27 protein-coding genes and 1 pseudogene are annotated in these 24,564 nt (G+C 54.6%); 5 read left to right on the plus strand and 23 right to left on the minus strand.

Features of this window, described 5'->3' with window-relative positions; translation table 11 throughout:
- Window positions 1-51 precede the first annotated feature (51 nt).
- The 16 genes from BM299_RS08625 to BM299_RS08700 form a co-directional block, all read right to left on the minus strand.
- A complete protein-coding gene (locus BM299_RS08625) occupies window positions 52-180 on the minus strand; it encodes an RCKP-type rubredoxin-like domain-containing protein (protein WP_092483073.1) in 129 nt (42 codons plus the stop codon).
- A gap of 48 nt (window positions 181-228) precedes the next feature.
- Complete coding sequence (rpe, locus tag BM299_RS08630; protein ID WP_092483074.1) at window positions 229-897, minus strand: ribulose-phosphate 3-epimerase; 669 nt, start codon at window positions 895-897, stop codon at window positions 229-231.
- Between the two features lies 1 nt (window position 898).
- Window positions 899-1,768 carry a ribosome small subunit-dependent GTPase A gene (rsgA, locus tag BM299_RS08635; RefSeq protein ID WP_092483075.1) on the minus strand — a complete coding sequence of 290 codons (870 nt, stop codon included), beginning with the start codon at window positions 1,766-1,768 and terminating at the stop codon, window positions 899-901.
- Between the two features lie 10 nt (window positions 1,769-1,778).
- Window positions 1,779-3,647 carry a Stk1 family PASTA domain-containing Ser/Thr kinase gene (pknB, locus tag BM299_RS08640; protein ID WP_092483076.1) on the minus strand — a complete coding sequence of 623 codons (1,869 nt, stop codon included), beginning with the start codon at window positions 3,645-3,647 and terminating at the stop codon, window positions 1,779-1,781.
- Window positions 3,648-3,674: 27 nt separating this feature from the next.
- Window positions 3,675-5,051, minus strand: coding sequence for a peptidoglycan D,D-transpeptidase FtsI family protein (locus BM299_RS08645; protein ID WP_092483077.1), 1,377 nt, complete (start codon window positions 5,049-5,051; stop codon window positions 3,675-3,677).
- Window positions 5,048-6,307 (minus strand): FtsW/RodA/SpoVE family cell cycle protein, encoded by a 1,260-nt coding sequence (locus BM299_RS08650; RefSeq protein ID WP_425429483.1) that lies wholly within the window; start codon window positions 6,305-6,307, stop codon window positions 5,048-5,050. The genes BM299_RS08645 and BM299_RS08650 overlap by 4 nt, the downstream gene beginning before the upstream one ends.
- Window positions 6,303-7,019, minus strand: a complete 717-nt coding sequence (locus BM299_RS08655) for a Stp1/IreP family PP2C-type Ser/Thr phosphatase (protein WP_092483078.1) — start codon at window positions 7,017-7,019, stop codon at window positions 6,303-6,305. The genes BM299_RS08650 and BM299_RS08655 overlap by 5 nt, the downstream gene beginning before the upstream one ends.
- The gene (locus BM299_RS08660) at window positions 6,970-7,503 is read right to left on the minus strand and encodes an FHA domain-containing protein (protein WP_092483079.1); all 534 of its coding nucleotides are present in this window, start codon (window positions 7,501-7,503) and stop codon (window positions 6,970-6,972) included. The genes BM299_RS08655 and BM299_RS08660 overlap by 50 nt, the downstream gene beginning before the upstream one ends.
- A 3-nt stretch (window positions 7,504-7,506) precedes the next feature.
- The gene (locus BM299_RS08665) at window positions 7,507-8,259 is read right to left on the minus strand and encodes an FHA domain-containing protein (RefSeq protein ID WP_165608239.1); all 753 of its coding nucleotides are present in this window, start codon (window positions 8,257-8,259) and stop codon (window positions 7,507-7,509) included.
- Between the two features lie 180 nt (window positions 8,260-8,439).
- On the minus strand, window positions 8,440-9,543 hold the full coding sequence (gene rlmN, locus BM299_RS08670; protein WP_092483082.1) for a dual-specificity RNA methyltransferase RlmN: 1,104 nt from the start codon (window positions 9,541-9,543) through the stop codon (window positions 8,440-8,442).
- 71 nt (window positions 9,544-9,614) lie between these two features.
- Entirely contained in the window at window positions 9,615-10,979 is a 1,365-nt protein-coding gene (gene rsmB / locus BM299_RS08675) for a 16S rRNA (cytosine(967)-C(5))-methyltransferase RsmB (protein ID WP_092483084.1), read from the minus strand.
- Window positions 10,980-11,183: 204 nt separating this feature from the next.
- On the minus strand, window positions 11,184-11,939 hold the full coding sequence (locus BM299_RS08680) for a DUF116 domain-containing protein (protein ID WP_092483199.1): 756 nt from the start codon (window positions 11,937-11,939) through the stop codon (window positions 11,184-11,186).
- A gap of 14 nt (window positions 11,940-11,953) precedes the next feature.
- A complete protein-coding gene (gene fmt / locus BM299_RS08685; protein ID WP_092483086.1) occupies window positions 11,954-12,916 on the minus strand; it encodes a methionyl-tRNA formyltransferase in 963 nt (320 codons plus the stop codon).
- A gap of 4 nt (window positions 12,917-12,920) precedes the next feature.
- Window positions 12,921-13,376: a peptide deformylase gene (gene def / locus BM299_RS08690; RefSeq protein ID WP_092483088.1), complete on the minus strand. Its 456-nt coding sequence runs from the start codon at window positions 13,374-13,376 to the stop codon at window positions 12,921-12,923.
- A gap of 30 nt (window positions 13,377-13,406) precedes the next feature.
- Window positions 13,407-15,650, minus strand: a complete 2,244-nt coding sequence (gene priA / locus BM299_RS08695) for a primosomal protein N' (protein WP_092483090.1) — start codon at window positions 15,648-15,650, stop codon at window positions 13,407-13,409.
- Window positions 15,651-15,771: 121 nt separating this feature from the next.
- Window positions 15,772-16,116 carry a hypothetical protein gene (locus BM299_RS08700; protein WP_092483091.1) on the minus strand — a complete coding sequence of 115 codons (345 nt, stop codon included), beginning with the start codon at window positions 16,114-16,116 and terminating at the stop codon, window positions 15,772-15,774.
- 83 nt (window positions 16,117-16,199) lie between these two features.
- Between BM299_RS08700 and BM299_RS20315 the strand changes: the two are divergent.
- The 3 genes and pseudogenes from BM299_RS20315 to BM299_RS08710 all read left to right on the plus strand — a co-directional run.
- A pseudogene (locus tag BM299_RS20315) lies at window positions 16,200-16,365 on the plus strand (hypothetical protein); the annotation flags it as partial.
- Window positions 16,366-16,545: 180 nt separating this feature from the next.
- Window positions 16,546-17,151, plus strand: a complete 606-nt coding sequence (locus BM299_RS08705; protein WP_092483201.1) for a TetR/AcrR family transcriptional regulator — start codon at window positions 16,546-16,548, stop codon at window positions 17,149-17,151.
- Between the two features lie 26 nt (window positions 17,152-17,177).
- Window positions 17,178-17,843 carry a GNAT family N-acetyltransferase gene (locus BM299_RS08710; RefSeq protein ID WP_245779702.1) on the plus strand — a complete coding sequence of 222 codons (666 nt, stop codon included), beginning with the start codon at window positions 17,178-17,180 and terminating at the stop codon, window positions 17,841-17,843.
- Between the two features lie 39 nt (window positions 17,844-17,882).
- Here the strand turns inward: BM299_RS08710 and cysK are convergent, their stop codons facing one another.
- The gene (gene cysK, locus BM299_RS08715; protein ID WP_092483093.1) at window positions 17,883-18,806 is read right to left on the minus strand and encodes a cysteine synthase A; all 924 of its coding nucleotides are present in this window, start codon (window positions 18,804-18,806) and stop codon (window positions 17,883-17,885) included.
- Between the two features lie 85 nt (window positions 18,807-18,891).
- On the opposite strand from cysK, the gene BM299_RS08720 reads away from it, so the two are divergent.
- Together BM299_RS08720 and BM299_RS08725 are read left to right on the plus strand one after the other, a co-directional pair.
- A complete protein-coding gene (locus BM299_RS08720; protein WP_245779705.1) occupies window positions 18,892-19,350 on the plus strand; it encodes a MarR family winged helix-turn-helix transcriptional regulator in 459 nt (152 codons plus the stop codon).
- 86 nt (window positions 19,351-19,436) lie between these two features.
- Entirely contained in the window at window positions 19,437-19,823 is a 387-nt protein-coding gene (locus BM299_RS08725) for a winged helix-turn-helix domain-containing protein (protein WP_092483095.1), read from the plus strand.
- Here the strand turns inward: BM299_RS08725 and coaBC are convergent.
- The 6 genes from coaBC to BM299_RS08755 form a co-directional block, all read right to left on the minus strand.
- Window positions 19,820-21,040 (minus strand): bifunctional phosphopantothenoylcysteine decarboxylase/phosphopantothenate--cysteine ligase CoaBC, encoded by a 1,221-nt coding sequence (coaBC, locus tag BM299_RS08730; RefSeq protein WP_092483097.1) that lies wholly within the window; start codon window positions 21,038-21,040, stop codon window positions 19,820-19,822. The two genes, BM299_RS08725 and coaBC, sit on opposite strands and share 4 nt — an antisense overlap.
- Before the next feature lie 12 nt (window positions 21,041-21,052).
- Window positions 21,053-21,271 carry a DNA-directed RNA polymerase subunit omega gene (rpoZ, locus tag BM299_RS08735; protein ID WP_092483205.1) on the minus strand — a complete coding sequence of 73 codons (219 nt, stop codon included), beginning with the start codon at window positions 21,269-21,271 and terminating at the stop codon, window positions 21,053-21,055.
- Between the two features lie 44 nt (window positions 21,272-21,315).
- Window positions 21,316-21,930, minus strand: coding sequence for a guanylate kinase (gene gmk, locus BM299_RS08740; protein ID WP_092483099.1), 615 nt, complete (start codon window positions 21,928-21,930; stop codon window positions 21,316-21,318).
- A gap of 15 nt (window positions 21,931-21,945) precedes the next feature.
- The gene (gene remA, locus BM299_RS08745; protein WP_092483101.1) at window positions 21,946-22,215 is read right to left on the minus strand and encodes an extracellular matrix/biofilm regulator RemA; all 270 of its coding nucleotides are present in this window, start codon (window positions 22,213-22,215) and stop codon (window positions 21,946-21,948) included.
- Window positions 22,216-22,233: 18 nt separating this feature from the next.
- A complete protein-coding gene (locus BM299_RS08750) occupies window positions 22,234-23,112 on the minus strand; it encodes a YicC/YloC family endoribonuclease (protein ID WP_092483103.1) in 879 nt (292 codons plus the stop codon).
- A gap of 240 nt (window positions 23,113-23,352) precedes the next feature.
- Window positions 23,353-24,546, minus strand: a complete 1,194-nt coding sequence (locus tag BM299_RS08755) for a pyridoxal phosphate-dependent aminotransferase (RefSeq protein WP_092483105.1) — start codon at window positions 24,544-24,546, stop codon at window positions 23,353-23,355.
- Window positions 24,547-24,564: the final 18 nt, after the last annotated feature.

Genomic DNA, 24,564 nt, shown 5'->3' on the forward strand with positions numbered 1-24,564 from the left:
TTATTAAAAGAAAATTTTTCAAAAAAAATGTCCAAGCCCGGCAAATATTCGTTACTTTTCTTTTTTCGGCGGCGCTTGCTTTTCCAGACTGTCCTTGGGCGCGCCGCAAGCCTTGCATTTACCCGGCTTGCAACGTCCTTCCACGATATTGCCGCAAGATTGACATTTCCAAACTGCCATGATATCACTCCTTCATTTAATGTTACACAGTAAATTTTAAGTGAAAATTTAACAACCGGTGCCGCTTTGGGCCGCCCGCCTGAGTTCAGCGACCGCCGTCGCCGGGTCTACAGCCCCGAATACAGCCGACCCGGCTACCAGCACATCGGCGCCGGACTCAACCACACCGGATGCGGTATTCACGTTAACCCCACCGTCCACCTGCAGCAATGTATCCGGCTTTTCCTTTTGCAACAACGCTTTAACCCGGCTTATTTTAGGTAACATTTCCGTAATGAACTCTTGCCCCCCGAACCCGGGGTTGACAGTCATTACCAGCACCAGGTCAAGCATGGGCAAAACAAATTCCAACCCTTCGGGCGATGTGGCGGGGTTAAAGGCCACCCCGGCCTTTTTACCGGCCTGTTTGATTATCTGCAAGGTCCGGTGCAAATGGGGACAGGCTTCGGCATGCACGGTAATAATGTCAGCACCGGCGGCGGCAAACTCAGGTATGTACCGGTCAGGGTTCGCAATCATCAAATGCACGTCGAACACCAGCCCGGATACCGGACGCAGCGCTTTAACCACCGGAGGACCGATGGTTATATTGGGCACGAAATGCCCGTCCATCACATCAATATGCAAAAATTCCGCCCCGGCCCGCTCCACGGCCCGGACCTGTTCGCCCAGGGACGCAAAGTCGGCCGACAAAATAGACGGGGCAATTATAACCAATTCAATATCTCCTTTCCGCCTCGATAACTTCTGTCAATAAATCCAGATAATGCTGGTACCGCAAGGAGGATATTTGCCCTTGCACTACCGCCTCCTTGACCGCACAGCCGGGCTCCCGGTGGTGTAGGCAACCGGCGAACCGGCATTGCGGTTCGTAGACACCAAACTCCGGGAAATAGCCCGCCAGTTCTTCGCGCCGCATAGGCGGTAAAAACATGCTGGAAAACCCCGGCGTATCCGCCACCAGCCCGCCACCGGCCAGAGGAATTAATTCCACGTGCCTGGTGGTATGTCTGCCCCGCTTTAATTTGCGGCTTATCCCCCCGGTTTCCAGCCCCAAACCGGGCTGCAGGGCATTCAGCAGGCTGGATTTGCCCACCCCGGACGGACCGGCCAGCACGGTAATTCTCCCCCGCAAAATTTCCCGTAAATCATCCAGGTTGATGCCGGTTTTGGCGCTGACCCGGACTATGGGATGCCCGGCTGGCTTGTAATGATTTACAATATTTAATTCCGCCGCATCCGCCAGGTCGATTTTGTTAAAACAGATAACCGGGGCGACTCCGGCCGCCTGCGCTTGCACCAGAAACCGGTCCAGCAACGCTAGGTTGGGGTCCGGGTGCTTTACCGCAAAAACAATTACCGCCTGCTCCACATTGGCTACCGGCGGCCTGATCAGTTCCGTCCGCCGGGGCAGAATTTCCTCCACCACGCCCTCCTGTGCATTAACCGGCTGCACACGCACACGATCACCCACCAGTGCCTGGCCAAGCTGCCGGCGGATTTTGCCCCGGATAGCGCACCGGTAAATTTCTTCCGCCACCCGGACAAAATAAAATCCTCCGTAGGCCTTTATTATTGTTCCCTCCATAAAGGCCCTCCTATTTTAGTTTTTTTTCCGATATCAGCTGTTTATCAATATACACCTGCACTACCCCGTTTCCCACGTAAGTGATGGTTTTTTCAATCCGGTCACCCCCCGTGTGGGAGTTGGCGTAGGCCACTTTTCTACCTTCCGCGTCCTCGACCACAATTTCCACCATATGCGATGCGCCGTCGTTAGGTATTTCATCTTCGATAACCACCACGGCGGTCCTCTCCACCGGACCGGGGCCGTTGTTCAGCACCACATTGACATTGGTTCCTTCTTCCGCTTCGGTGTTGGGATCAGGTGACTGGTCGATGATCTGTCCCCATAAAAACCCCGCCCGGTAGTCCCAGGTTAATTCTTTCTCATTTAATTCCAGGTTCCGTTTCGCCAGCGCGTCCCGGGCTTCATCCAGGGTGAGCCCGGTTAAATCCGGCACGGTTTGCATCCGGGGCCGGGGCCCTTCACTCACTGAAACCTGCACCGCCGTGCCTTTGATCACGCTTTTGCCGGCCCGCGGTGTCTGATCCACTACTTTATCCTTTTCCACTTCTTCGCTGTACACTTTTTTCACCGGTTGAGCCAGGGACAGGCCTGCTTCCCGCAACCGCAGCTCCGCATCATAAACAGTCAAGTTGTATAGTTGGGGCACTTCCCGCAACTCCGGCCCCTTGCTCACCGTCAGGTTTATCACCCGGGGCGGTTTTACCTCGGGGTCGTCGGGTCCCGGTTCCTGGGCAATTACTATCCCTTTTTCTTCCTCGTCATACACTTCAGTGGTTCTGGCCTGCAAACCCACCGCTTCCAGTTCGGCCCGGGCCTGCTCTTCATTCATGCCCACCACGTTGGGCACTTTGATCGCCTGGACATCCATGTAATTGTAAAAACCATAGATTCCCCCGGCCAGCAGCCCGGCCAGCAGAACCAGCACGGCGATCACCGTCCAGGCCCGCGGTACTCGCGGAGCTTTCTCTTTATTACTAACGTCAATCTCCTCCTCACCTTCCCCGGTTATGCCGTCCCGGTCCAGCGCACCGGTCGGGATGACCACCGTTGCCTGCCCGGTATCCTCCAGGGCCAGCTCCAGGTGCCGGGCCAGTTCCCCGGCGCTGGCGTACCTTTGCTCGGGTCTCTTTTCCATGGCCCGCATGACCACCGCGGCCAATTCCAGCGGCACCTCCGGGTTAACCTCATCCACGGGCGGCGGGGTTTCCTGAATATGTTTCATGGCTACGGCAATGGGGGTGTCACCGCTGTAGGGCTGTTTACCCGTCAACATTTCGTACAGCAGTATCCCCACAGCGTAAATGTCCGACCTGGCGGTGGCCGTTTCACCGCGCACCTGTTCCGGGCTCAAATAATGCACAGACCCCACAATGGTATCCGAACGGGTGATGGTGCCCGAAGTGGCTTCCATGGCAATCCCGAAATCCGTCAACTTGGCCCGCCCGTCATGGGTGATGAGGATATTGTGCGGCTTGACGTCCCGGTGCACAATATTATTTTGGTGGGCGTGCTCCAGCGCTTCGCAAACCTGCACGGCAATGCGCACGGCCTCGGCGGATGAAAGACGACCGTTTTTCTTAATGATCGCCTTCAGGTTGTCACCCCGCACGTATTCCATGACCAGATAGTGAACGCCGTCTTCCCGCCCCACGTCGTGGATATTGACGATATTGGGATGGGAAAGGCTGGCCACAGCCTGGGCCTCGCGCCGGAAGCGACTGATGAAGTCTTCGTCCGAAGTGAACTCCGGGCGCAAAACCTTTATGGTTACATAGCGGTTGAGGTAGGTGTCCCGGCCCTTATAGACAATGGCCATACCCCCGCCGCCCAGTTTTTCCAGTATTTCATACCTGTTTCCCAGCATTTTGCCGATCATAGTATTTTCTCCTTGAAAATCATAGGCTTACTGCAGCGCCTTGCGGATGATCTCCCGGGCCAGCGGTGCAGCAGCGGACCCCCCGGAGCCGGCATTTTCCAGCAGTACGGCCACCGCCACCCGGGGTTCTTCCGCAGGGGCGAAACCTACAAACCAGGCATGGCTTTTGCCGTGCGGGTTTTCCGCCGAGCCGGTTTTACCGGCCACTGTAACGCCTGGCAGCGCAGCCGCCCGCCCCGTGCCCTGCCTGACCACGTTAATCATTTGCTCTCGCAGGGCGGCGGCCACAGCCGGAGTCATGGCCCGCCGCCATTCCTCCGGGTGCCGCCGGCTTGAGCTGCCGCCCCGCCCCCGGTAACCGGCCACTAAGTAAGGCTGCATTATTACGCCGTCATTGGCCACGGCGCCGGCCAGCAGCGCGGCATGCAGGGGGGTGACCAGCACCTCTCCCTGCCCGATGGCACTGGAAGCCAGGGTGGGCCCGTCCATCTCACCCGCCGGGGTGATGTTCCCGGCATATACGGGCAGTTCAAAATCAATGCTTTTCCCAATACCGAAGGCCGTAACCTGCTTTAGAAATTCACCCGCCCCCAAGGCCAGCCCGTAGCGGCCAAAAGCCACGTTACAAGACTTGGTGAAAGCCTCGCCAAAATCCACCGGCCCGTGCACCGCGTTGTCATGCAAGGTAAAACCGTTAACCGTAAGCTTTCCTGTACACTTTATTGTATCCCCCGCCATACCGGGCAAGTCAGCCAGCACAGCCGCCGCAGTAATAATTTTAAAAATTGAACCCGGCGGGTAAGCCCCTTGCAAGGCTCGGTTTAAAAGGGGCGCTTCGGCATCATCAATATATTTCGCCGGCTGCAGCGGGTCAAAGGCGGGACTGCTGGCCAGGGCCAGCACTTCGCCGGTGGCGGGGTCCAGCACCACCACGGCTCCCTTTTTGCCGGCCAGCAGTTTGGCTGCATATTGCTGCAGACCGGCATCCACGGTCAAGGTGATGTCGTTGCCCACCCCGGGCCGGCCCAGAATGCGATTGCGTAAATTAATGATTTTGCTGCCGCCTTCCAAGCCCAGCAGAACCCGCGCCATGGATTTTTCCAGGCCGGCCGCCCCGTATTTATTTGAATAATAACCGACAATATGAGCGGCGGCACCGCCCAGGGGATATTCCCTTTGATAGCCGTTTTCCGCCGGTACACTGCGGGCCAGCACCGCGCCGTGCCGGTCCAGTATGGCTCCCCGCTGAATCCGGTTTTCCCCGGCGGCGATGCGCGGGTCCGCCAAGGCGGCTCCGCTCTTCGTTATGTGATTGATATAGACGGGAATCAGGGCCAGATACACGCAAACAGCCGCCAAACCCACCAGCAGGATATAAGCCAGCCTGCGCACATTGTTCCTCATGCCCCGTCAACCTCGCAGGAAATATTAAGCAGCATCCCGGCCAGGATAAAATTGGCCACCAGTGAACTCCCCCCGTAACTGATGAAAGGCAGGGTTATCCCGGTCATGGGCAGCAATTTGGTCACCCCGGCAATGATGATGAACACCTGCAGTCCCAGCAGGGCCGTAAACCCGGCAGCCATCAACACGGAATATTCATCCCGCTTTATCAGAGCAATTTTAAAACCACGATAAACCAGCAGCATGAACACCACCAGTATACCTATCCCGCCCAGCAGCCCGGTTTCCTCACATATGGCCGCAAATATAAAATCGGTGTGCACTGCCGGAATAAACTCCGGAAAACCGGCTCCCAGCCCTGAACCAAAGATACCGCCGGCATCAATGGCGTAAAGAGACTGAATAATCTGGTAACCCGAACCCTCAGCCGTGGCCCAGGGATTCATCCAGATGGCCACCCGGGTGCGCACATGTCCGACTGACAAGTAAGCGGCAGCCGCCCCGGCCAGGAATAAAACCGCGCCGGAAATGATGTAGCGCAGCCGGGCGGTGGCCATGTATACCATGGCCAGAAAAGTACCGAAGTAAATCAAGGCCGTGCCCAGATCCTTTTGAAATACCAAAAGCAGCAAGGCCGTCAGCCACATGCCCAGCAGCGGCCCCCATTCCTGCAGCCCGGGTAAAGAATATTCTTTTCCGCCTGCCGCGCGCCATAATACCCGGTTCTCCACCAAATAGCCCGCCAGGAAAAATACCAGCAGCAATTTGACAAATTCGGAGGGCTGGAAGTGAAACAATCCCAGGTCCAGCCAGCTCTTGGCCCCGCCCAATTCAATGCCGAAAAATATGGGCAGCAGGAGGGCGACAATGCCGGCCAGGGCAAACAGGTATTTATAATCGGCCAATGAATGATATGAACTCAATAAAGTAGTTGTCATATACAGGGCCGCCATTCCGATGATCGCCCAGGCCAGCTGCCGGTACCCGTAGGCGGGATTGAGCCGGAACAGGAAAATCACCCCGGTGCCTGTCAGAAAACTGATCAAGGGGGTAATATACAGGTCATATCCGGTTCCCCGGCGCTGCCAGACAACGCTCAGGAGCATGAAACCGCAGAATATGACCGTTGCGGCGGCTACGGCCCACAGCCCGCCCGGTCCCGGCGCGCGCAGATACAGTGCTGCGCCGCCGGTCAAGGTATATAAAAAAGTTATCAGCAACAGTTTCCGCTCTTTGCCGCGCCCGTGCAAATCAATCCACCGCCACCCAAATCATGGTTATGTTATCATTACTGCCGGCCCGGATGGCCTCCGCCACCAGCGCGTTCAACACGGCGTCCGGGTCGGTATCGACCGCCATCAAATCAGCAATTTTCTGCTCGGCTACAAACCCGGTCAACCCGTCGGTACAGAGCAACAGCCGGTCGCCCCGAAGGATGTCATAATCAAAAACATCCACTTCCACTTCAGGGTCGACGCCCAGCGCCCGGGTTAAAACATTACGTTGCGGGTGGTGCAGCGCATCTTCTTCCGTTATGCCGCCGCCGTCCAACAACTCCTGAACCAGCGAGTGATCGCTGGTCAGCTTGCTGATTCTGCCGTCGCGCAGTAAAAGCGCCCTGCTGTCCCCGACATTGGCCACAGTAAGCTTATTCCCACGGACCAGGCAGGCCGTGAGGGTGGTGCCCATACCCCGGTGCTCGATAAACTCACGGGCGGAACGGTAAACTGCTTCGTTGGCCCGCCGGATCCCCTGCGCCAGCAGTTCACCGGCGGAGGCACCCGCCCCGGGCCGGCTTTCCAAAGTGCGCTTGAGCACCTCCAGGGCCAGTTTGCTGGCGACATCACCGGCCCGGTGCCCGCCCATACCGTCGGCCACGGCAAAAAGGCCCAGATCGGGACATACGCATAGCCAGTCTTCATTCCGCCGGCGCACCGGACCGCATTCGGTGATCTGACTCCACCTCATAGCCCCACCTCACAAACCTGAAAATAATATCACCAATTCTAATCTGATCACCATCAGCCAGCACCGCGGGTCCGGTAAGCAGCTTCCCGTTTAAGTAGGTGCCGTTTTTACTGCCCAAATCATCCAGCCAGTATTGCCCGTCCCGCAAGTATAATCGCGCATGGCGGTTCGAGGCAAACCGTCCCGGTAAAATTATTTCGTTATTCGGCCCCCGGCCCAGTTTTATTTCCCGGGTCAACTCGTATTCCGAGCCCTCCAGCGCGTACTCCCGGGGCGCAGATTCAACAACCAGCGCCCCAAAGCCGCTTTTTTTACGGACCCCCCGGCCGGCCGGGCCGTCCCCGGTTTGCGCCCCGGCGACATCGCTTGCCGCCGGCCCGTCTGTATTATGTAAATCCCTGATTAAATAAATCAGCAGTATAAAAATAAATACGTAAATGAACACTAAAAATAAAGTGCGTAAAACAAATAAAATAATATCCAAAAATCATTCCACCTTAAAGGTCAATACCGCCCGGCCCAATTTTATGATGTCCCCGTCGTCCAGTTCCGCCCGGGTTACCCGCATCCCGTTCACATATGTACCGTTGGTGCTCGCCTGGTCGCTGATCGTGTACCGGTTTCCCGTACGGGTTATCACGGCATGACGCCGGGAAATACTCGGTTCAGGCAAACAAACATGACAAGTTTGCCCGCGCCCGATAACCGTCAGTTCATGTAACGCAAACCGTCGGCCCGCAAGATTCCCTTCCGCCACTTCCAGTACCGCAGCCCGCCGCCTGTCGGGTAACGGGCTCACGTTTGCGCGGACCGGGATATATTGCAGGGTGTCTTCGGGGGTCACACCCGCATCTCCTTCATCTTCCGGGACACTGTCAAAAAAACTTTCTATCTTAAACTTCCCCCGCACCAATTGCTGATCCTCTTTAAATGTCACCGATACCGGACCCGGCAAAATGTATTTTTTCTCGTCCGCTTTATCAATTACATATTGTTTCATTTCTGTTGACAACCGCTCAACAAGCGGCTTAAAAGCGCCCAAATCCTGTGGCCCCAGGTAAACTTCAAACCGGTTGGGCACGTAAATGCCCTGTACGCCGGTTTGCCGCCGGTCGCGCATTTCCCGGGCCAGTTTTTTGGCCACTTCCACGGGCTGCAGGCTGCCGCTCCCGAATTTGTCTTTAAAAAAACCTTCAATATATTTTTCCAGGTTCCCTTCCAGTTCCGAGAAAAAGCCCACCGGCATTCACCTCGTTTTAATCTGAGCTTTAAGAGGTTGTTTGAAAAGTCCGCGCGAGATCCACGTCACTGGTCGCTCCGTTCCTCAAAGCCCTCGCCGCCTTGATAGGTGCCAGGTGTTGAAAGTTGAAAAATCTTCGATTTTCAACTTTCAACACCTGGCACCAAAAGAGTTATTGCCTTACGGAACCGTTAGTTCACCGCTGCGCTTGCGAATCCATGCTCCCGGCTTGCCCCGGGCTGCGCCGGCGTCCGCCAGCACCCGGCGCCGCAATTGGCCGCAAGCGGCGTCAATATCCAGCCCCAGTTCCCGGCGCACCGTTACCGGATACCCGGCACGCTCCAGCGCCGCCCGGAAATTTTTCACATCGCCTGCCTTGCTGCGCCTGATCCCGCGCTCGGGCACCGGGTTGGCCGGAATCAAATTCACATGGCAGTGGATGCCGCGCAAAACCCGCGCCAGTTCCGCGGCGTACTCAGCGGAATCGTTTACCCCGCCCAGCAGCGCGTACTCAAACGACACCCGGCGGCCGGTAACCCCGGCGTATTCAGCGCAGGCGGGCAGCAGCTTTTCCAGCGGGTAAACTTTGTTGACCGGCATCAGTTTATTTCGCAGTTCATTATTGGGGGCGTGCAGGGAAACCGCCAGGGTAATGGCCAGGCGTAACTGCATCAAATCATAAATGCGCGGCACAACGCCGCAGGTGGATAAAGTGATGTGCCGGCAGCCGATATTGAGCCCGTACGGGGCCGCAACCAACTCCAGAAACTTGACCGTATTAACAAAATTATCCAGAGGTTCGCCCGCTCCCATCAGTACAATTCGCCCGATGCGTTCACCGGAGTCATGCTGCATAGCCCATATCTGATCAATGATTTCTCCCGGGGTCAGGTTACGCATCAAACCTTCCAGGCCGGAGGCGCAAAGGGCGCAGCCCATGCGGCACCCCACCTGGGTGGAGAGGCAAGCCGTATAGCCGTAATGATATTTCATCAGCACGCTTTCCACGGCCTGCCCGTCCGCCATCTTTAAAAGATACTTGGCGGTGCTTGCGTCGCGGGACATTTTTTTATCCACTATCTCTAACCCACCGGGGCTGAATTGCCCGGCCAGCTTTTCCCGCGTTTCTTTGGGCAGGTTGGACATCTTTGCAAAGGAATTAATTCCCTTGCGATGAAACCAGTCCACCACTTGCTTGGCGCGGTATTTGGCCAGTCCCACGGATACCATTTTTTGCTCCAGTTCCGCCAGGGTAAAATCTTTGATATTGGGCAAACCCGGCATATGCTAACCTCCATTGCCGATTCGGGTCAGGCCTGTGGGTGCTTTTAACAATTATGACCTTTTCCCTGTAATTAAGTTCCGCTTTGTTTCTTAAGTCTGGCGATAAAGAAACCGTCCAGGCCGTGCTGGTGTGGCAGAATTTGCAGGTAGCCCCGGCTCATGGTACCGGCGTGGTCCAGGCTGTCCGGTAGTAAACCGGTGAGCGGCTCCGCCCGGAAATCCCGGTGCCGGCGCAAAAAACTCTCCACCTGCCCCAGGTTTTCCTCCCGGGTGATTGTGCAGGTGCTGTATACCAGCACCCCGCCGGGTTTTAGGGCGACAGCGGCGGCGGCGAGAATTTGCGCCTGCAAGGTCACCAGTTCCTTGATCTGCTCCTCGCCCTTGCGCCACCGGGCATCCGGGCGCCGGCGCAGCACCCCCAGTCCGGAACACGGCGCGTCCACCAGCACGTAATCGGCCCACCCGGTGTATTCTTCCGGCAGGCGCCGGGCGTCCGCCAGCAGGACGCGCACAATCTCCACGCCCAACCGCCGGCAGTTTTCTTTGATTAGCTTTATTTTATGTTCATGCACATCCAATGCCAGAATTTCGCCCCGGTTCTGCATAATCTGGGCCAGATGGGTGGCTTTGCCCCCCGGCGCGCTGGCCACATCGATCACCCGGGAGCCGGGTGCGGGACGCACGGCCTGCCCCACCAGAATGGAACTTTCGTCCTGCGCCTGGAAAAGTCCCTCCTGAAAGAGCGCCAGCCGCCCCAGGGAAACAAAGCCCTCCAACTGCAGGCAATCTTCGGCGTAACGCCCCTTTAGCGTCTTTACCCCGCAGGACTCCAGCCGGGCTGACAACTCCCCGGTATTAATTTTCAATGTGTTTACCCGCACGGTATTGGGCGCAGGCCGGTTATTGGCCCCGCAAAGGGCGGCCGTCTGTTCGTAACCGAATTCCTCCAGCCACCGGCGCACCAGCCACCCAGGATGTGAGTAACGCAGGGCTATGTACTTAACCGGCTCTTTCCCGGGGTCGGGATAAGGCAAATTATCTTTGCCCCGGGCCAGGTTGCGCAGCACACCGTTGACAAATTTGACAATTCCGGCATGGCCGTTCCGGCGGGCCAGGTTGGCCGCCTCGTTGACCGCCGCGGCATCGGGAACCCGGTCCATAAACAAAATTTGGTAAGCGCCCAGGCGCAGGATATTGCGCACCGCGGTGGACAGACCGGGCAGCGGGCGGCGCAGGTACCGGCCCAGCGCCCAGTCAAGCGTATTCAGGGTACGCAAGGTGCCGTAAACCAGCTCCGTGGTAAAGGCCCGGTCCAGCTTATTCATGTCGGATTTTTCCAAAACCGCCCCCAGGGCCAAATTGGCGTATGCCTCCCGTTCATCAACGTTTATCAAAACCTGCAGGGCGGATTCCCTGGCGCTTGTCTTCTTCGTCAACTTTACCACGTCCAAGTTCAAAAATATACTTTAAGAGGTTGTTCGAAAAGTCCGCGCGAGATTCACGTCGCTGGTTGCTCTGCTCCTCAAAGCCTTCGCCGCCTTGATAGGTGCCAGGTGTTGAAAGTTGAAAATCGAAGATTTTTCAACTTTCAACACCTGGCACCAACCTACGTGCTCCTTTTCGAACACACACTTTAATTATTACCGTAAAAAGTACTGAATGGCTTCATCCACCCGCTGCAAAGAAAATTGCGTGTTGTGGCACGGGCCGTTGGGTCTCAGGTTGGTTACCCCCAGAACTGGTATGGGATTGGCATCCAAAATACCGCTGGTTAAATCCCGCTCGCACGCTATGGCCACTATAGCCTTGGGCCGGTAATCCCGTACATATTTCCGGGCCAGCGTTCCCCCGGTGGCCATCCCCACGCGGATACCGTAACGGTCCCGCAACTGCAGGATATCATTAACCCCGCATTTGCCGCACCGGCGGCAGTTATCTATGCTGCCGGTCACCTTGTGCACGCACTCGCTGTTTTGCAGGCAGTGCGGGGCCAGCAGCAGAATTTGGTGGGACCCGGCATTAATATGCATGGCCTGCACCAGGTTATTGTTTACTTCAATAAACGATCGCTTGATCCGGTTCATATCAATCCTGAACAACCGGCCCAGGATCAGCACCAGCGGGAAAAAGGTGTTTAATGCTACGCGCATGGGTCCCTGCAGCAGCGCCAGGGGTCTGGAACGCATAATGGTCAGTACGATACCGGCCAACCCGAAGCCCGCCAGCAATATTCCCGCCGCCAGCACCGCAACCACAGAAAGCAGCACCAATTTATAAACCAGCGAGCGCTCGGGGCTGAAAACCAGATACCATATGGCTGCGGCCAGCAGGCTTACCACCACCAGGCTGGCAACCAGCAAACCGATGAACAGGCGTTTTCGCTCGTGAATCTGCATGACGTTATTCAATGTCAACCACCCCCGCCGGCCGGTCCGGCACCGAAAATGCTGCCGGGTACCAGCGGGTTGCCCCGCAAAAACCGGGCGGCGCTCATCCGTTTTTTGCCCTGCAACTGCAGTTCTTCAATACTTAATATTCCATTGCCGGTTTGCACCAGCAAGCCGCATTCCTGGCCGGCCTCCAGCACCTGGCCCGGTTTACCGGCGTCTCCCCGGGAATCGGCGGCCTCAACCACCCGCCAAATTTTAAACATTTTTCCCGCCAGGCTTGTGCGGGCGCCGGGCCAGGGGTTCAACCCCCGGACCTGGTTTTTGATTTCGCGGGCATCACGGTCCCAGCGGATGATTTCATCCGCTCCGGTAAGCATGGGCGCATATGAGGAACGGGCATCATCCTGCGGCACCGGACGGACCCGCCCGGCGGCGAGCTGCCGCAACGCCTCCACCAGCAAGCGTCCACCCAGGACCGCCAGCCGGTCATGCACCGCTCCAACGGTATCATCGGGGCCAATGGGCACCTTTTCCTGTAAAAGCATATCTCCCGTATCCAGGCCGGTATCCATTTGCATAATCGTCACCCCGGTTTCCCGCTCCCCGTTCATCACGGCCCGGTGTATGGGGGCCGCGCCCCGGTAAGCGGGCAGCAGCGAGGCATGCACGTTCACACACCCGAATGGAGGCAGGTCCAGGATGTCCGCCGGCAGAATCTGCCCGAAAGCGGCTACGGCAATCACATCGGGATTCAACCCCCTTAACAGCTCGATAAAACCGGGTTCGCGTATTTTTTCCGGCTGGTGCACCGGCAGGCCGGCCTCCAGCGCCGCCGTTTTTACCGGAGACGGTTTGAGCTTTTTCCCCCGCCCGGACGGCCGGTCGGGTTGGGTAATCACCGCCGGCACCTCAAAATTATTCTGCAACAGAGCCCGCAGCGACGGTACGGCAAAATCCGGCGTGCCCATAAACACTACTTTCATAACTTTATTGCACCTTCTTAAGGTTATTGGCCTTATCAATAAACAGTATCCCGTTCAAATGGTCAATTTCATGCTGCAGCGCCCGGGCGAAAAACCCCCTGGCATCTATTTCCACGTTATTGCCCTTGCGGTCCAGGCCGGACACCTGAACTCGTTCGGCCCGGGTAACTTCCCCCACCACGCCGGGAATGCTCAGACAGCCCTCGGTGTCGGTCTGGGAACCTTGTGCATCGACAATTTCCGGGTTGACAAGCTCCACCAGACCTTCACCCACGTCAACCACGATAACCCGTTTGGATATGCCGATCTGGGGCGCGGCCAACCCCACGCCCTTGTTGGCGTACATGGTGTCCCGCATGTTGTCCAACAATTTGTCAATATTGCTGCCCAGCTTGGTAACCCGCCTGGCTGTCTCCCTTAATACATCATCCCCGGCTTCCACAATCTTATATATGGCCAAATCTAATGCCTCCTTAACAATCACTGATCGTCACATGATATTCATCGGATCAACATCTATGCTTAAACGCAACCCCTTGCCGGGCGCCTCACCGCCGGTGGCGCGCCAGAACTCTTTCATAACCCGGCGCAACCCCCGGTAGTCGGCGCTCCAGGCAATGATATGCCAGCGATAGTTTTCCTTCAAGCGGGCCAGCGGCGCCGGAGCCGGGCCCACTATAAATATTTTTGCCCCTTCCGGCAAGCAGGCAAACCCGTCCAGTTGCGCCCGCAAATGTTCCGCCGCCTGCCGCACGGCGGACTCATCCCTTCCCTGCACCAGAAGCCGCACCATCTTGGCAAAGGGCGGGTAACCCATATCCTTACGCAGGGCCATTTCCTGTTTGAAAAACGCTTTGTAATCATGCCTGGTGGCGGCCTGCACGGAATAATGTTCGGGCGTGTAGGTCTGAATCAAAACCTCCCCCGGTTTATCCCCCCGCCCCGTGCGGCCGGCCACCTGGGTGAGCAACTGAAAAGTTCGCTCGCCGGCCCGAAAATCAGGCATATGCAGGGTGACATCGGCATTTATCACACCCACCAGGGTTACCCCGGGCATATCCAGCCCTTTGGCGATCATTTGCGTGCCCACCAAAATGTCAGCTTCGCCGTTTTTAAAAGCGTCCAGTATTTGCTGGTGGGAGCCCTTGCGCGAAGTGGTATCGGCATCCAGGCGCAATATACGCGCTGCGGGGATAAGCGCTTGCAGTTCCTTTTCCACCCGCTGGGTCCCCGTGCCAAAATACCCGATCTGGCGGCTGCCGCAGTCCGGGCAAAGTTCCGGCGCCTTAACCGTGTAATTGCAGTAATGACACCTTAGCCGCCCGTCGGCATGGTAGGTCAGGGATATTTCACAGCGGGGGCACTTAAGTACCAGACCGCATTCCCGGCAAACCACCAGGGTTTTTAAACCGCGGCGGTTTAAAAAAATAATGGCCTGCTCTTTATTATGTAACTTTTCCTCTAATTTTTGCAATAACGGCAGACTGAAAATACCACCGTTACCGTCCCGCATTTCCTCGCGCATGTCAATAATTTGCACGGCCGGCATAATTCGGCCGTCGACCCTTTTTGCCAGACTAACCAATTTATAAACACCGCCGGGCAAGGCCCGGCAATATGATTCCAGGGAAGGAGTGGCGCTGCCCAGCACCAGTACCCCCCGGCTTTTCTGCGCCCGGTAAAGGGCTACCGCCCGGGCATGGTACCGCGGCGTTTCTTCCTGTTTATAGGACCATTCGTGCTCCTCATCCAGGATGATCAAGCCGGGGTCGGATACCGGCGCCAGCACGGCGGAACGCGTGCCCAGCACCACCGGCGCCGCACCGCTTTCAATACGCATCCATTCATCGTATCTTTCCCCGTCGGACATACGACTATGTAATACCGCCACATCGCTGCCGAACCGCGCTTTATACAACCTGACCATTTGCGGCGTCAGGGATATTTCGGGTACCAGTGTCACGGCCTGCCGCCCGGCGCGCAGGACGTGCTCAATACAGCGCAGGTATACCTCGGTTTTGCCGCTGCCGGTAACACCGTGTAACATGACCACCCGGTGCTCGCCATCCTTCAGCGGTGCCAGTATATCCTGCACGGCCCGTTTTTGTTCAGCGGTCAGCCGGACTTGTACCGCATCGGCCGCCGCCGGTTGAGGGTAGGGATCCCGGTAAAACGTTTTACTTTCTACCCGCAGCAATCCCCTGGCAGCCAGCTTGTCCACCACAGACGGCGAAGCGCCGGCAGCCGCCGCCAGTTCCCCCCTGGTCAGCCCGGCATTGACCAGGGCCGCTTCCAGAACCGCCAGGCTTTTGGGAGCGCGGCGAGCCAATTCCTCACGGATGGCGGGCAATTCTCCCGCCCCCGCAGCGCAAAAATACCGGGCCACACGCCGGGACGCCGTTTTCTTCAGCACCGGCGCAATAATCGCCTGCAGAGCCCGCACGGTACTGCAAAAGTAATAACCCGCCATCCACCTGGCCAGGGCGAACTGATCCTCCCGGAACAGCGGCTTTTCATCCGCCAGGCCGATGATGTCCTTGACTTGCTCCACCGACTTTTCCCCGCTTATGCCCACCACGAAGCCGGTGACCCGCCGGCCGCCGAAGGGAATATGCACCCGGTGGCCAAAGCGCAAGGACAATGCCAGTTTTTCCGGCACCCGGTATTGAAATGTACGGTCCGGTTTCACCCCCGAAACCTCTACCAGCACGTCGGCAAATAATTTTTCCGCCATTCTATCCCTCAATTGATCAACCGGCTACAGTCAAATTATTTACATTGCAGCAATATTATTACAAACAACAAAAGAAATCAACAATATCCCACTTAATTATAGACCATATAGGGATACCCTCTCAATCTATTTTCTGGTTTAATTTGTATACCCGCTCCCCTGCTTTTGCCGGGCGCCCGCTTTCCGCCGGAGGATGTATGGGAGCGTGCACGATAGTCAGGCTGTTATATATCGTTTCTTTTTCATACTGCAGCCGGTTATCCCGGTAATATCGCTGCCTGATTTCCACCCGGGGCACAAATACCGAAAATTCATGGGGCGTTTCGATATCAACCCGGCGGCACATAACCATCTCCAGGTCGCCTATTTTAATTTTGGCCAGGTCAATCTGCCGCCCTTCTTGCCGGTCCGGGCATTTCATATCCCGGTTTTTAATGAATATTTTTTTGAGCTTGCCAATTAGCATGACAACCACCTGAAATGTTTACAACCATATTATGTAATAGAACGCTAATTGTGCTGAGATTTAAGTACGGTATAAAGAATAACCTTTTCATGACGCCCGGGACCAAAGTTTATGAAGGCATGGTGGTTGGAGAACATTCCCGTGAGCATGACCTGGAAGTTAACGTATGCAAGAAAAAAACACCTAACCAATATGCGATCCAGCACGGCAGAGGCCGCCCTTCGCCTGGAAGAACCCAGGTTTATCTCCCAAAAGAGATATCGGTTTTTTCATTTAATTATTTGTTGCCAACTGCTTGTACATTATTGACATAGGTAATAATCTCAAGGTATATTATAAAAAAGGGAAGGAATATTCCTTTTATATAACTTGTAAGGAGGATATAAGCTAAAAGTGGTGCCTCGTAAAACAAAAAGAGTCATAACACAAATGGAAGAAAAGAAAAAACGAATTCTTGATTGTGCAATTGATTTATTTGTCTTGAAAGGATATATGAATACTCCTGTTCGGGATATTATCGATGTCTCCGGTTACGGAACCAGTACTTTTTACCGTTATTTCAAAGACAAGGAAGACTTGTTAACAGTTTTGTTATCTAACTTTTTAGATCAAATTATCGATAAGGTAAAAGAATATTTTAAACAGGAACAAGATGTATATAAACGCTTTGTAGAAAGCAAGCGGGTAATTATGGAAGTTTTTGCTGCAAACCCAAAGTTATCTGAAATTTATATTCGGGTAGGGGGATTAAGTGAATCGGTGGACAAATGTTTGAAAGAATTTGACGATAGATATCTTTGCTTTGTTAAGCAAAACATTGAATATGGCGTAAAATATGGTTATTTTAAGAACTTGCCAATATATCCCATAAGTCATTCCATTCTTGCTATTATAAAATATGCTATTTTTAAATGGATAGTTTTGAAAGAGATTTCTCAGGAAGAAATGATTGAGATGGTAGTCTCTTTTCACCAATCTTTGGGCGAAGGCCTATACCAAAGGATTTTAAAAGAGGAAACACAGGCTTTAATGTGAACTTTTTGGAAAGAAGGGATTGGTTAATGTCAAAGGATATTTCGTCTGAAAGCATAGCCACCACCAGAAATAATGAAAAGCCTTTAAATGCTGGAGAAATTATAATTACACCAAAAGGAAAGATGATTATCGAAGGTCCCGTGACAGGGGATAGGTTAAATACCATGCATATATGTATCCAAATGAATACTTTTCGCCGTTCCAATGCCCAATTAAAAGCCCTGGCTAAGATAGCATATCTTCCCCAGGGCAGAGTTTATGTTGCTCGCTGGAATAACATGATTGTAGGCTATGTTACTTTTCACCTGCCGGATGTTTGCTCCCGCTGGCGCTGTCATCCGAGGGTGATTGAAATGGGAGGCATTGAAGTAGCTAAAGAATGGAGGTCCTGTCATATTGGCAACGCACTTTTAAAATATATCTTTCGTGATGACTTTTGGGAAGATTATATAGTTATTGGTTTTGAATGTTTCCGCTACTGGGATTTGCAAGGCAACAATTTGACATTATGGAAATATCGAAATATGATAGATAAATTTGTTGGAAAAGTGAACTTTATGCCAATGTTTACGACAATGTACGACGTATTAGAGCATCCCGCCAACGCATTGATAGTCCGCTGTGGTACTCATGTAAGCCTGGAAGATTGGGCACTTTTCAAAAAAATATCAACCCGCCTGGCAAATAATTAAAATAACTATACCGGCTATGTTACAGGCCACCGTTAATTTTTATTCTCCAAACACCGGAGTGCTGAGGTACCGCTCGCCGGTGTCGGGCAAAATGGCGAGCACAGTTTTACCCGCGCCCAGTTCACGCCCCACGGCAACGGCGGCGTGTACGGCGGCGCCCCCGGAAATGCCGACCAGCAGGCCCTCTTCCCGGGCCAGGCGCCTGGTCATGGCAAAGGCCTCCTCATCATCCACCGCATAGGGCGAATCCACCAGCGTCCGGTCCAGGTTGGCCGGTATGAATCCGTCACCAATGCCCTGAATCCCGTGCGGCCCCGGCTTTCCACCGGAAAGCACCGCTGATTTTTTAGGTTCAACGGCATAAACTTTCATCCCGGGATATCTGTCTTTCAGCACCCGGGCCACGCCGGTCAAGGTGCCACCGGTACCCACGCCGGCTACAAAGGCGTGGATTTCCCCATCCACCTGCTCCAGGATTTCCCGGGCCGTTGTGCGCTCATGAAAGGCCGGATTGTCGGGGTTGGCGAACTGGTCAGGCATCCACGCCCCGGGGGTCTGCTGCACCAACTCCCGGGCCTTTTGCACCGCCCCGTCCACATCCTGCTCCGCGGGGGTCAGCACCACTTCCGCTCCGTAAGCCCGGGCCAGCTGTCTTCTCTCCCTGCTCATGGATTCGGGCATCACCACAATGACCCGGTATCCCTTGACCGCCCCCACCATGGCCAGGGCAATACCCTGGTTGCCGCTGGTAGGTTCCACTATGACAGCGCCCGGTTTGATTGTCCCCTCCCTTTCGGCGGCGGCCAGCATACCCAGCGCCGCCCGGGCCTTGGCACTGCCGCTGGGGTTGAACATTTCCAGCTTGGCCAGTATGGTCGCGGGGCAATCATCCGGCACTTTACTTAACTTGACCACCGGTGTGCGACCCACCAGTTCCAGGATATTGCCATATATTTTGCTCACGCGTCTAAAACCCCTTCCATGAAATTATTGACAGATGCTTATTGGGCTATTTACAATGAATATGGAGGTTGTTATTTTGTCCGGAGTGAAAAATAAATCTGAACCGAACGACGGTTACCTGGCCGTACGAACCATCATTGAACTAACCAAATCTTATGATATGCTGGAAGATGTGCTGGGCAGGCATTTCGCCCGCTTTGGCCTGTCCCAGCCCAAATTCAACGCCTTGATACAGTTGCGCCAGGCAGGCGAACGGGGACTGGCGCTGTCGGAACTGGGTGAACGCATGCTGGTCAGCAGGGCCAATATCACCGGCCTGATCGACCGGCTGGAAAGGGACAGCCTTGTTTTTCGGGAAGCTGACCCCCGTGACCGGCGCATATTCAGGGCCAAATTAACTACCAAGGCGACCAACCTGCTGGAAGATATTCTGCCCATTCATACCGTATTCACCCGGGAAGCCATGTCGGGCTTGAGTCCCGATGAAAAAAACTTGCTTATTGAATTATTGCAAAAATTGCGCAGGGGAATGAAAAATATTTAAAATGTTTTTATTTTTCCTTTTTGGTTAATATGTTTACTTTAAACATATTAACCCATTATAATTTATACAGGAGGTGCGTGTCACTCATGATCTGCGAAAGATGCGGCTGTGCAATTGAAGAAGGCGAAAACTTCGAGTGGTATGGCAAGCAGCTTTGTGAAGACTGCTACATCGGAGCCCTGCAGCCCCCCAGACCCTGCGACCCCGCTGCCGTTTCCAGCGCCAAGGCCACCCGCAGCCAGCTCGGCCAGCGGGGCACCGATGGATTGACCCCGCTGCAAAAACAAATTTATGCCCTGATTAAGGAAAAAGGTAAAATTACCCGCGAGGAACTGGCCCGGTCTTTTGAACTGCCCCCCTGGGAACTGGAAAAACAGTTTGCCGTTTTGCGGCATTGTGAACTGGTTAAAGGTTTTAAGGAAGGCCAAACGGTTTACCTGACCCTCATGTCAACCGAAGACGCAGCAAATTAATCTGCTGCGTCTTTGGGCACTGTTTTTCTGAGTTTTACAATCTCATCCCAAATCCGGTCGCTTAGTTCCAGCTTGTCCATCATTGGCAGTGACTTTATCCTGCCGTCGGGAAAAAGCAGTTTGGCAATGTTGGTATCGGAGCCGAACCCGGCCCCGGACATGGTTACGTCATTGGCCACCAGCATATCCAGATTTTTGTTGATTAATTTTTCCCGGGCGTTGTTAATTAAATCTTCTGTTTCCGCCGCAAAGCCCACCAGCAACTGGTGTTGTTTTTGTCTACCCAGTTCCAATAGAATATCCGGGTTTTTCTCCAACTCCACCACCAGCCCGGCTTCCTTTTTTTTGATCTTGTGATCGGCCACCACCCGGGGGCGGTAATCCGCAACCGCCGCCGCTTTCACAACCACGTCCACCCGGGGATAAAGCTCTGTCACGGCCCGGTGCATTTGTGCCGCCGTTTCCACATTGATTAATTTTACACCCGCCGGCGGTTCAAGCCTGGTCGGGGCGGAAACCAGGCAAACCCCGGCTCCCCTGTTTGCAGCAGTTTCCGCCAGCGCATATCCCATTTTGCCGGAACTACGGTTGCTGATATACCTCACCGGATCAATGGGCTCCCGGGTTCCCCCGGCGGTTACCAGTACCCTCACGCCTTTTAAATCACCGTCCGGCGGGTCCAGTACCTGTTTTATCTGATCCAGAATGACCGCCACGTCGGCCAGCCGCCCGGGGCCGGTATCGCCGCAGGCCTGGCGACCGATACCGGGCTCCACCATTATGAATCCCATCCGGCGCAGGCGGCGCAGGTTTTCCTGCACCGCCTGGTTCCGGTACATGTACACGTTCATGGCCGGGCAAACCAGCACCGGGCAAACCATGGCCAGCACCGCGGTAGTCAGCAGGTCGTCGGCCAGCCCGCAGGCCAGTTTGGCCACCACATTTGCGGTGGCGGGAACAATCACGGCCATGTCGGCGCGGCGGGCCAATTCCAGGTGCGGGTAGCGCCATCCCGGCGGCGTTTCGAAAATATCAACGTGAACCCGGTTCCCGGATATGGCCTCAAAGGTAAGCGGTTTGACAAATTCTCGGGCGCCGGCGGTCATTATCACATGTACCTCGGCCCCGGCTTTTACCAGGTTGCTTACCAGATCCAGGGCCCGGTAAGCGGCAATGCCGCCGGATACCCCGATAACAAAATTTTTGCCCGCAAGCATAGAGAACCCCCGTTATTTAATCCCTTGTTTGGTCCTGCGATACTTTATCTTACCCTGCACCACTTCATATAAAGCGGCAGAAACAGGCTTACCAACCGTTCCCGGTTTTTCTTCCGAGTCTTGATGCAGCGCCACTTCCGTGAGCCGGCGCGCTCGCTTTGCCGATACCACCACCAGGGTGTACCGGCTATCCACCCTGTCCATCAGTTCGTCCAGAGAAGGTTTGTTCATAGCCATCCCCAATCCCCCCAGTCAACATAGTGTGTATTATAATTTTATGCATTACGGTAGCGTTGCAAAAGCATTTCCACGTCTAACAAAGCAGGACGGCATCTTTCCGCTGTGATGATGGTGCATACCTTCCGGATCGCGCTTTCCAGGTCATCGTTAATCACCAGGTAATCATATTTGCTTACTTCATTGATCTCCTTCTCCGCCCACCGGAGACGCCGTTCAATCTCCTCCGCGCTGTCCGTGCCCCTGTTTCTCAGCCGTCTTTCCAGTTCGGCCCGGGTCGGCGGTATTAAAAAAATCAGTACGCAACCGGGAAACTTGCTTTTTACCTGGAGGGCGCCCTGTACGTCAATTTCCAGTATCACATCCTTGCCGGCATTTAAGGCCTCAATCACCGGCTCCCCGGGCGTGCCGTAATAATACCCGTATACGTCAGCCCATTCCAAAAGCTGCCCCCCCGCAATCATCTTTTCAAATTGCTCCCGGCTCAAAAAGTAATAGTTGATTCCGTCCTTTTCCCCGCTGCGGGGTTTTCTGGTGGTCGCCGAAATGGAAATATGCAGACCGGACATCGCCCGGCACAGGCCCTGGCAGACAGTCCCCTTGCCCGAACCGGACGGCCCGGAAATAACTATTAAATTCCCCCTGGTTTTCATGCCCGCGGTACCCCGTCAATCTTCTTCATTCGCTGCGGAACTATCCTTGTTGACCAGACGGTGCGCTACTGTTTCCGGCTGTACCGCCGACAAAATTACGTGATCGCTGTCAGTAATGATCACCGCCCGGGTACGCCTGCCGTAAGTGGCGTCCACCAGCATCCCCCTGTCCCTGGCTTCTGTAATTATTCTTTTAATTGGCGCCGATTCGGGGCTGACGATAGCTACGATACGGTTGGCGGAAACGATATTGCCAAAGCCGATATTTATCAATTTGATATCCATTTCCAGATCCTCCTCATTTTATTCAATATTTTGCACCTGTTCCCTTATTTTTTCCAATTCACTTTTAACCTCAACAACCGTACGGCTGATGGCCAGGTCCGACGATTTTGAAGCAATGGTATTGATTTCGCGGTTCATCTCCTGCAAAAGAAAATCCAACTTCCTGCCCACCGGCGCCTCAATTCCCAGACAACCGGCCAGTTGCTCCAGGTGGCTTTTCAGCCTGGTAACCTCTTCCGCAATGTTCGAACGTTCCGCGAAAATAACCACCTCGGTATCCAGCCGGGCCGGGTCCATGGCACCGGAGTCCAGCAACTCTTTAAGCCGCTGGCGCAGCCTGTCACGGTATTCCTCAACCACCACCGGGGAACGCTGTTCAATCTCTTTAACATGTGCGGTAATGCGGGCGGCCCTTTCACTAATGTCGGCGGCCAATTGCCGCCCCTCCCTGACGCGCATGGCCATCAAACCGTCCAGAGCCGCCTGCAGGGCGGCTTCCAAGGCCGGCCACCATTGCTGGGCGTCTTCACCCGCTTCTTCCAGGCTGAAAACACCGGATAAATGCATCAATTCGGAGATGGTAATTTCCCCGCTCACCCCCAGCCGGGCCTGCAATTCCCTGCACGTTTGCAAATAAGAGGCCGCCAGCGTTTCATCCACTTTAACCGTTACCCTGCCGGGACCGCACAATTCCATATTTATATACACGTCCACCCTGCCTCGGGCAACTTTTTGCTGGATCACCCGCTTAATGCGATCTTCCAGTACATTCAGCGACCGGGGCATGCGCAGCACTATTTCACAATAACGGTGATTAACTGATTTCATTTCTATGCCGACTTTTAGTATATCGTTTTCTATCTCTCCGCGGCCGAACCCGGTCATGCTTTTGATCAATATCCCACCACCCAGCTTTAATTAATAGTACATATAGTATTGACACTGTTACTAAAATTATTTTTTCTACCTAAAAAATGAAATTCCTTTTAATAAAAAGAAAAGCTGGGCTATTCTTTGCAATCTATATTTAAAAATATAAAAACCGGCCTCATCAAGACCGGTTTTAATTTGAATCGAAAAAAAGGGACAGGCACCTTTTTCAAAATGCGAAAAAGGAGCCAGTCCCTTTTTTTCTTTTTAGCTCAGCTGCTGCAGTACTTTTTCAATGCGATCCAATCCCTCGCGGATATTATCCATGGAAGTGGCGTAGGACAGGCGGAAACAGGTGTCGTCCCCGAAAGCTATGCCGGGCACAATGGCCACGTGCGCCTTTTCCAGGAGCACTTTGGCCAGGTCGGAGGCGCTGTCTATTTTTACCCCTTCATAACTTTTACCCAGCAGCGGCTTAATTTCCGGGAATACGTAAAATGCGCCGCCCGGGCGGTTGCAATTGACCCCCGGCATGGCGTTCAGTCTTTCCACCATATAATCCCGCCGCTTGACAAATTCGGCCACCATTTGCCGCACCGGTTCCTGGGTGCCTTCCAGCGCCTCCACACTGGCCGCCTGGGCGATGGAGGTGGGGTTGGAGGTGGAATGGCTCTGCAGGTCGGCCATGGCCTTGGCCACCGGCGCCGGCGCGGCGGCGTATCCGATGCGCCAGCCCGTCATGGCGTAAGACTTGGAGACCCCGTTGATCACCACGGTCAGTTCCTTTAAGCCGGGGCTTAAAGCGGCTATGCTCACGTGCTCCAGCCCGTCATAAATTAATTTTTCATATATTTCATCGGAAATAACGGCAATTTTGTTTTGCTCCAAGATTTCTCCCAGGGCCACCAGTTCGTCCCCGGTATACACAGCCCCCGTGGGGTTGCTGGGGCTGTTTAATACTATCAGCCGGGTATTGGGCGTAATGGCCCTTCGCAGTTCATCCGGGGTCAGCTTGAAGTTGTTTTCCACCCGGGTGGATACGATAACCGGTCTGGCACCGGTAAGTTTGATTTGCTCCAGGTAACTGACCCAGTAAGGGGCGGGCAGAATAACCTCGTCGCCCTCCTGGCACAGCACCTGAAAGGCGTTATATAACGAGTGTTTGGCGCCGGCGGATACCACAATTTGTCCGGGCTCATAGTCCAGCCCGTTGTCCTCGGCCAGTTTTTTGACAATGGCCCGGCGCAGGGGTTCGATGCCGGCCACCGGGGTATATCTGGTCATATCGTTTTCAATGGCCTTGACCCCGGCCTGTTTGATGTTCTCCGGGGTGCCGAAGTCGGGCTCCCCGGCTCCGAAGTTGATGACCTTGATGCCCTCGGCAATCATTTTTTTAGCCTGGGCGTCAATGGACAGGGTTGGCGACGGGCTGATATTTTTTGCTCTTTCAGCTAATTTCATTTAGTTTATCCTCCTGTA

Source organism: Desulfoscipio geothermicus DSM 3669, from assembly GCF_900115975.1.
GTDB lineage: Bacteria > Bacillota > Desulfotomaculia > Desulfotomaculales > Desulfallaceae > Desulfoscipio > Desulfoscipio geothermicus.

Coding starts and splice junctions, on each gene's coding strand:
- rpoZ (WP_092483205.1), bottom strand. CDS start 21,271: ATGAACAAACCTTCTCTGGACGAACTGATGGACAGGGTGGATAGCCGG.
- remA (WP_092483101.1), bottom strand. CDS start 22,215: ATGGATATCAAATTGATAAATATCGGCTTTGGCAATATCGTTTCCGCC.
- gmk (WP_092483099.1), bottom strand. CDS start 21,930: ATGAAAACCAGGGGGAATTTAATAGTTATTTCCGGGCCGTCCGGTTCG.
- BM299_RS08645 (WP_092483077.1), bottom strand. CDS start 5,051: ATGAGGAACAATGTGCGCAGGCTGGCTTATATCCTGCTGGTGGGTTTG.
- priA (WP_092483090.1), bottom strand. CDS start 15,650: ATGGCGGAAAAATTATTTGCCGACGTGCTGGTAGAGGTTTCGGGGGTG.
- BM299_RS08655 (WP_092483078.1), bottom strand. CDS start 7,019: ATGAGGTGGAGTCAGATCACCGAATGCGGTCCGGTGCGCCGGCGGAAT.
- BM299_RS08625 (WP_092483073.1), bottom strand. CDS start 180: ATGGCAGTTTGGAAATGTCAATCTTGCGGCAATATCGTGGAAGGACGT.
- rsgA (WP_092483075.1), bottom strand. CDS start 1,768: ATGGAGGGAACAATAATAAAGGCCTACGGAGGATTTTATTTTGTCCGG.
- coaBC (WP_092483097.1), bottom strand. CDS start 21,040: ATGCTTGCGGGCAAAAATTTTGTTATCGGGGTATCCGGCGGCATTGCC.
- BM299_RS08705 (WP_092483201.1), top strand. CDS start 16,546: ATGGAAGAAAAGAAAAAACGAATTCTTGATTGTGCAATTGATTTATTT.
- BM299_RS08700 (WP_092483091.1), bottom strand. CDS start 16,116: ATGCTAATTGGCAAGCTCAAAAAAATATTCATTAAAAACCGGGATATG.
- BM299_RS08710 (WP_245779702.1), top strand. CDS start 17,178: ATGTCAAAGGATATTTCGTCTGAAAGCATAGCCACCACCAGAAATAAT.
- BM299_RS08755 (WP_092483105.1), bottom strand. CDS start 24,546: ATGAAATTAGCTGAAAGAGCAAAAAATATCAGCCCGTCGCCAACCCTG.
- pknB (WP_092483076.1), bottom strand. CDS start 3,647: ATGATCGGCAAAATGCTGGGAAACAGGTATGAAATACTGGAAAAACTG.
- rlmN (WP_092483082.1), bottom strand. CDS start 9,543: ATGCCGGGTTTGCCCAATATCAAAGATTTTACCCTGGCGGAACTGGAG.
- BM299_RS08680 (WP_092483199.1), bottom strand. CDS start 11,939: ATGCAGATTCACGAGCGAAAACGCCTGTTCATCGGTTTGCTGGTTGCC.
- fmt (WP_092483086.1), bottom strand. CDS start 12,916: ATGAAAGTAGTGTTTATGGGCACGCCGGATTTTGCCGTACCGTCGCTG.
- BM299_RS08725 (WP_092483095.1), top strand. CDS start 19,437: ATGATCTGCGAAAGATGCGGCTGTGCAATTGAAGAAGGCGAAAACTTC.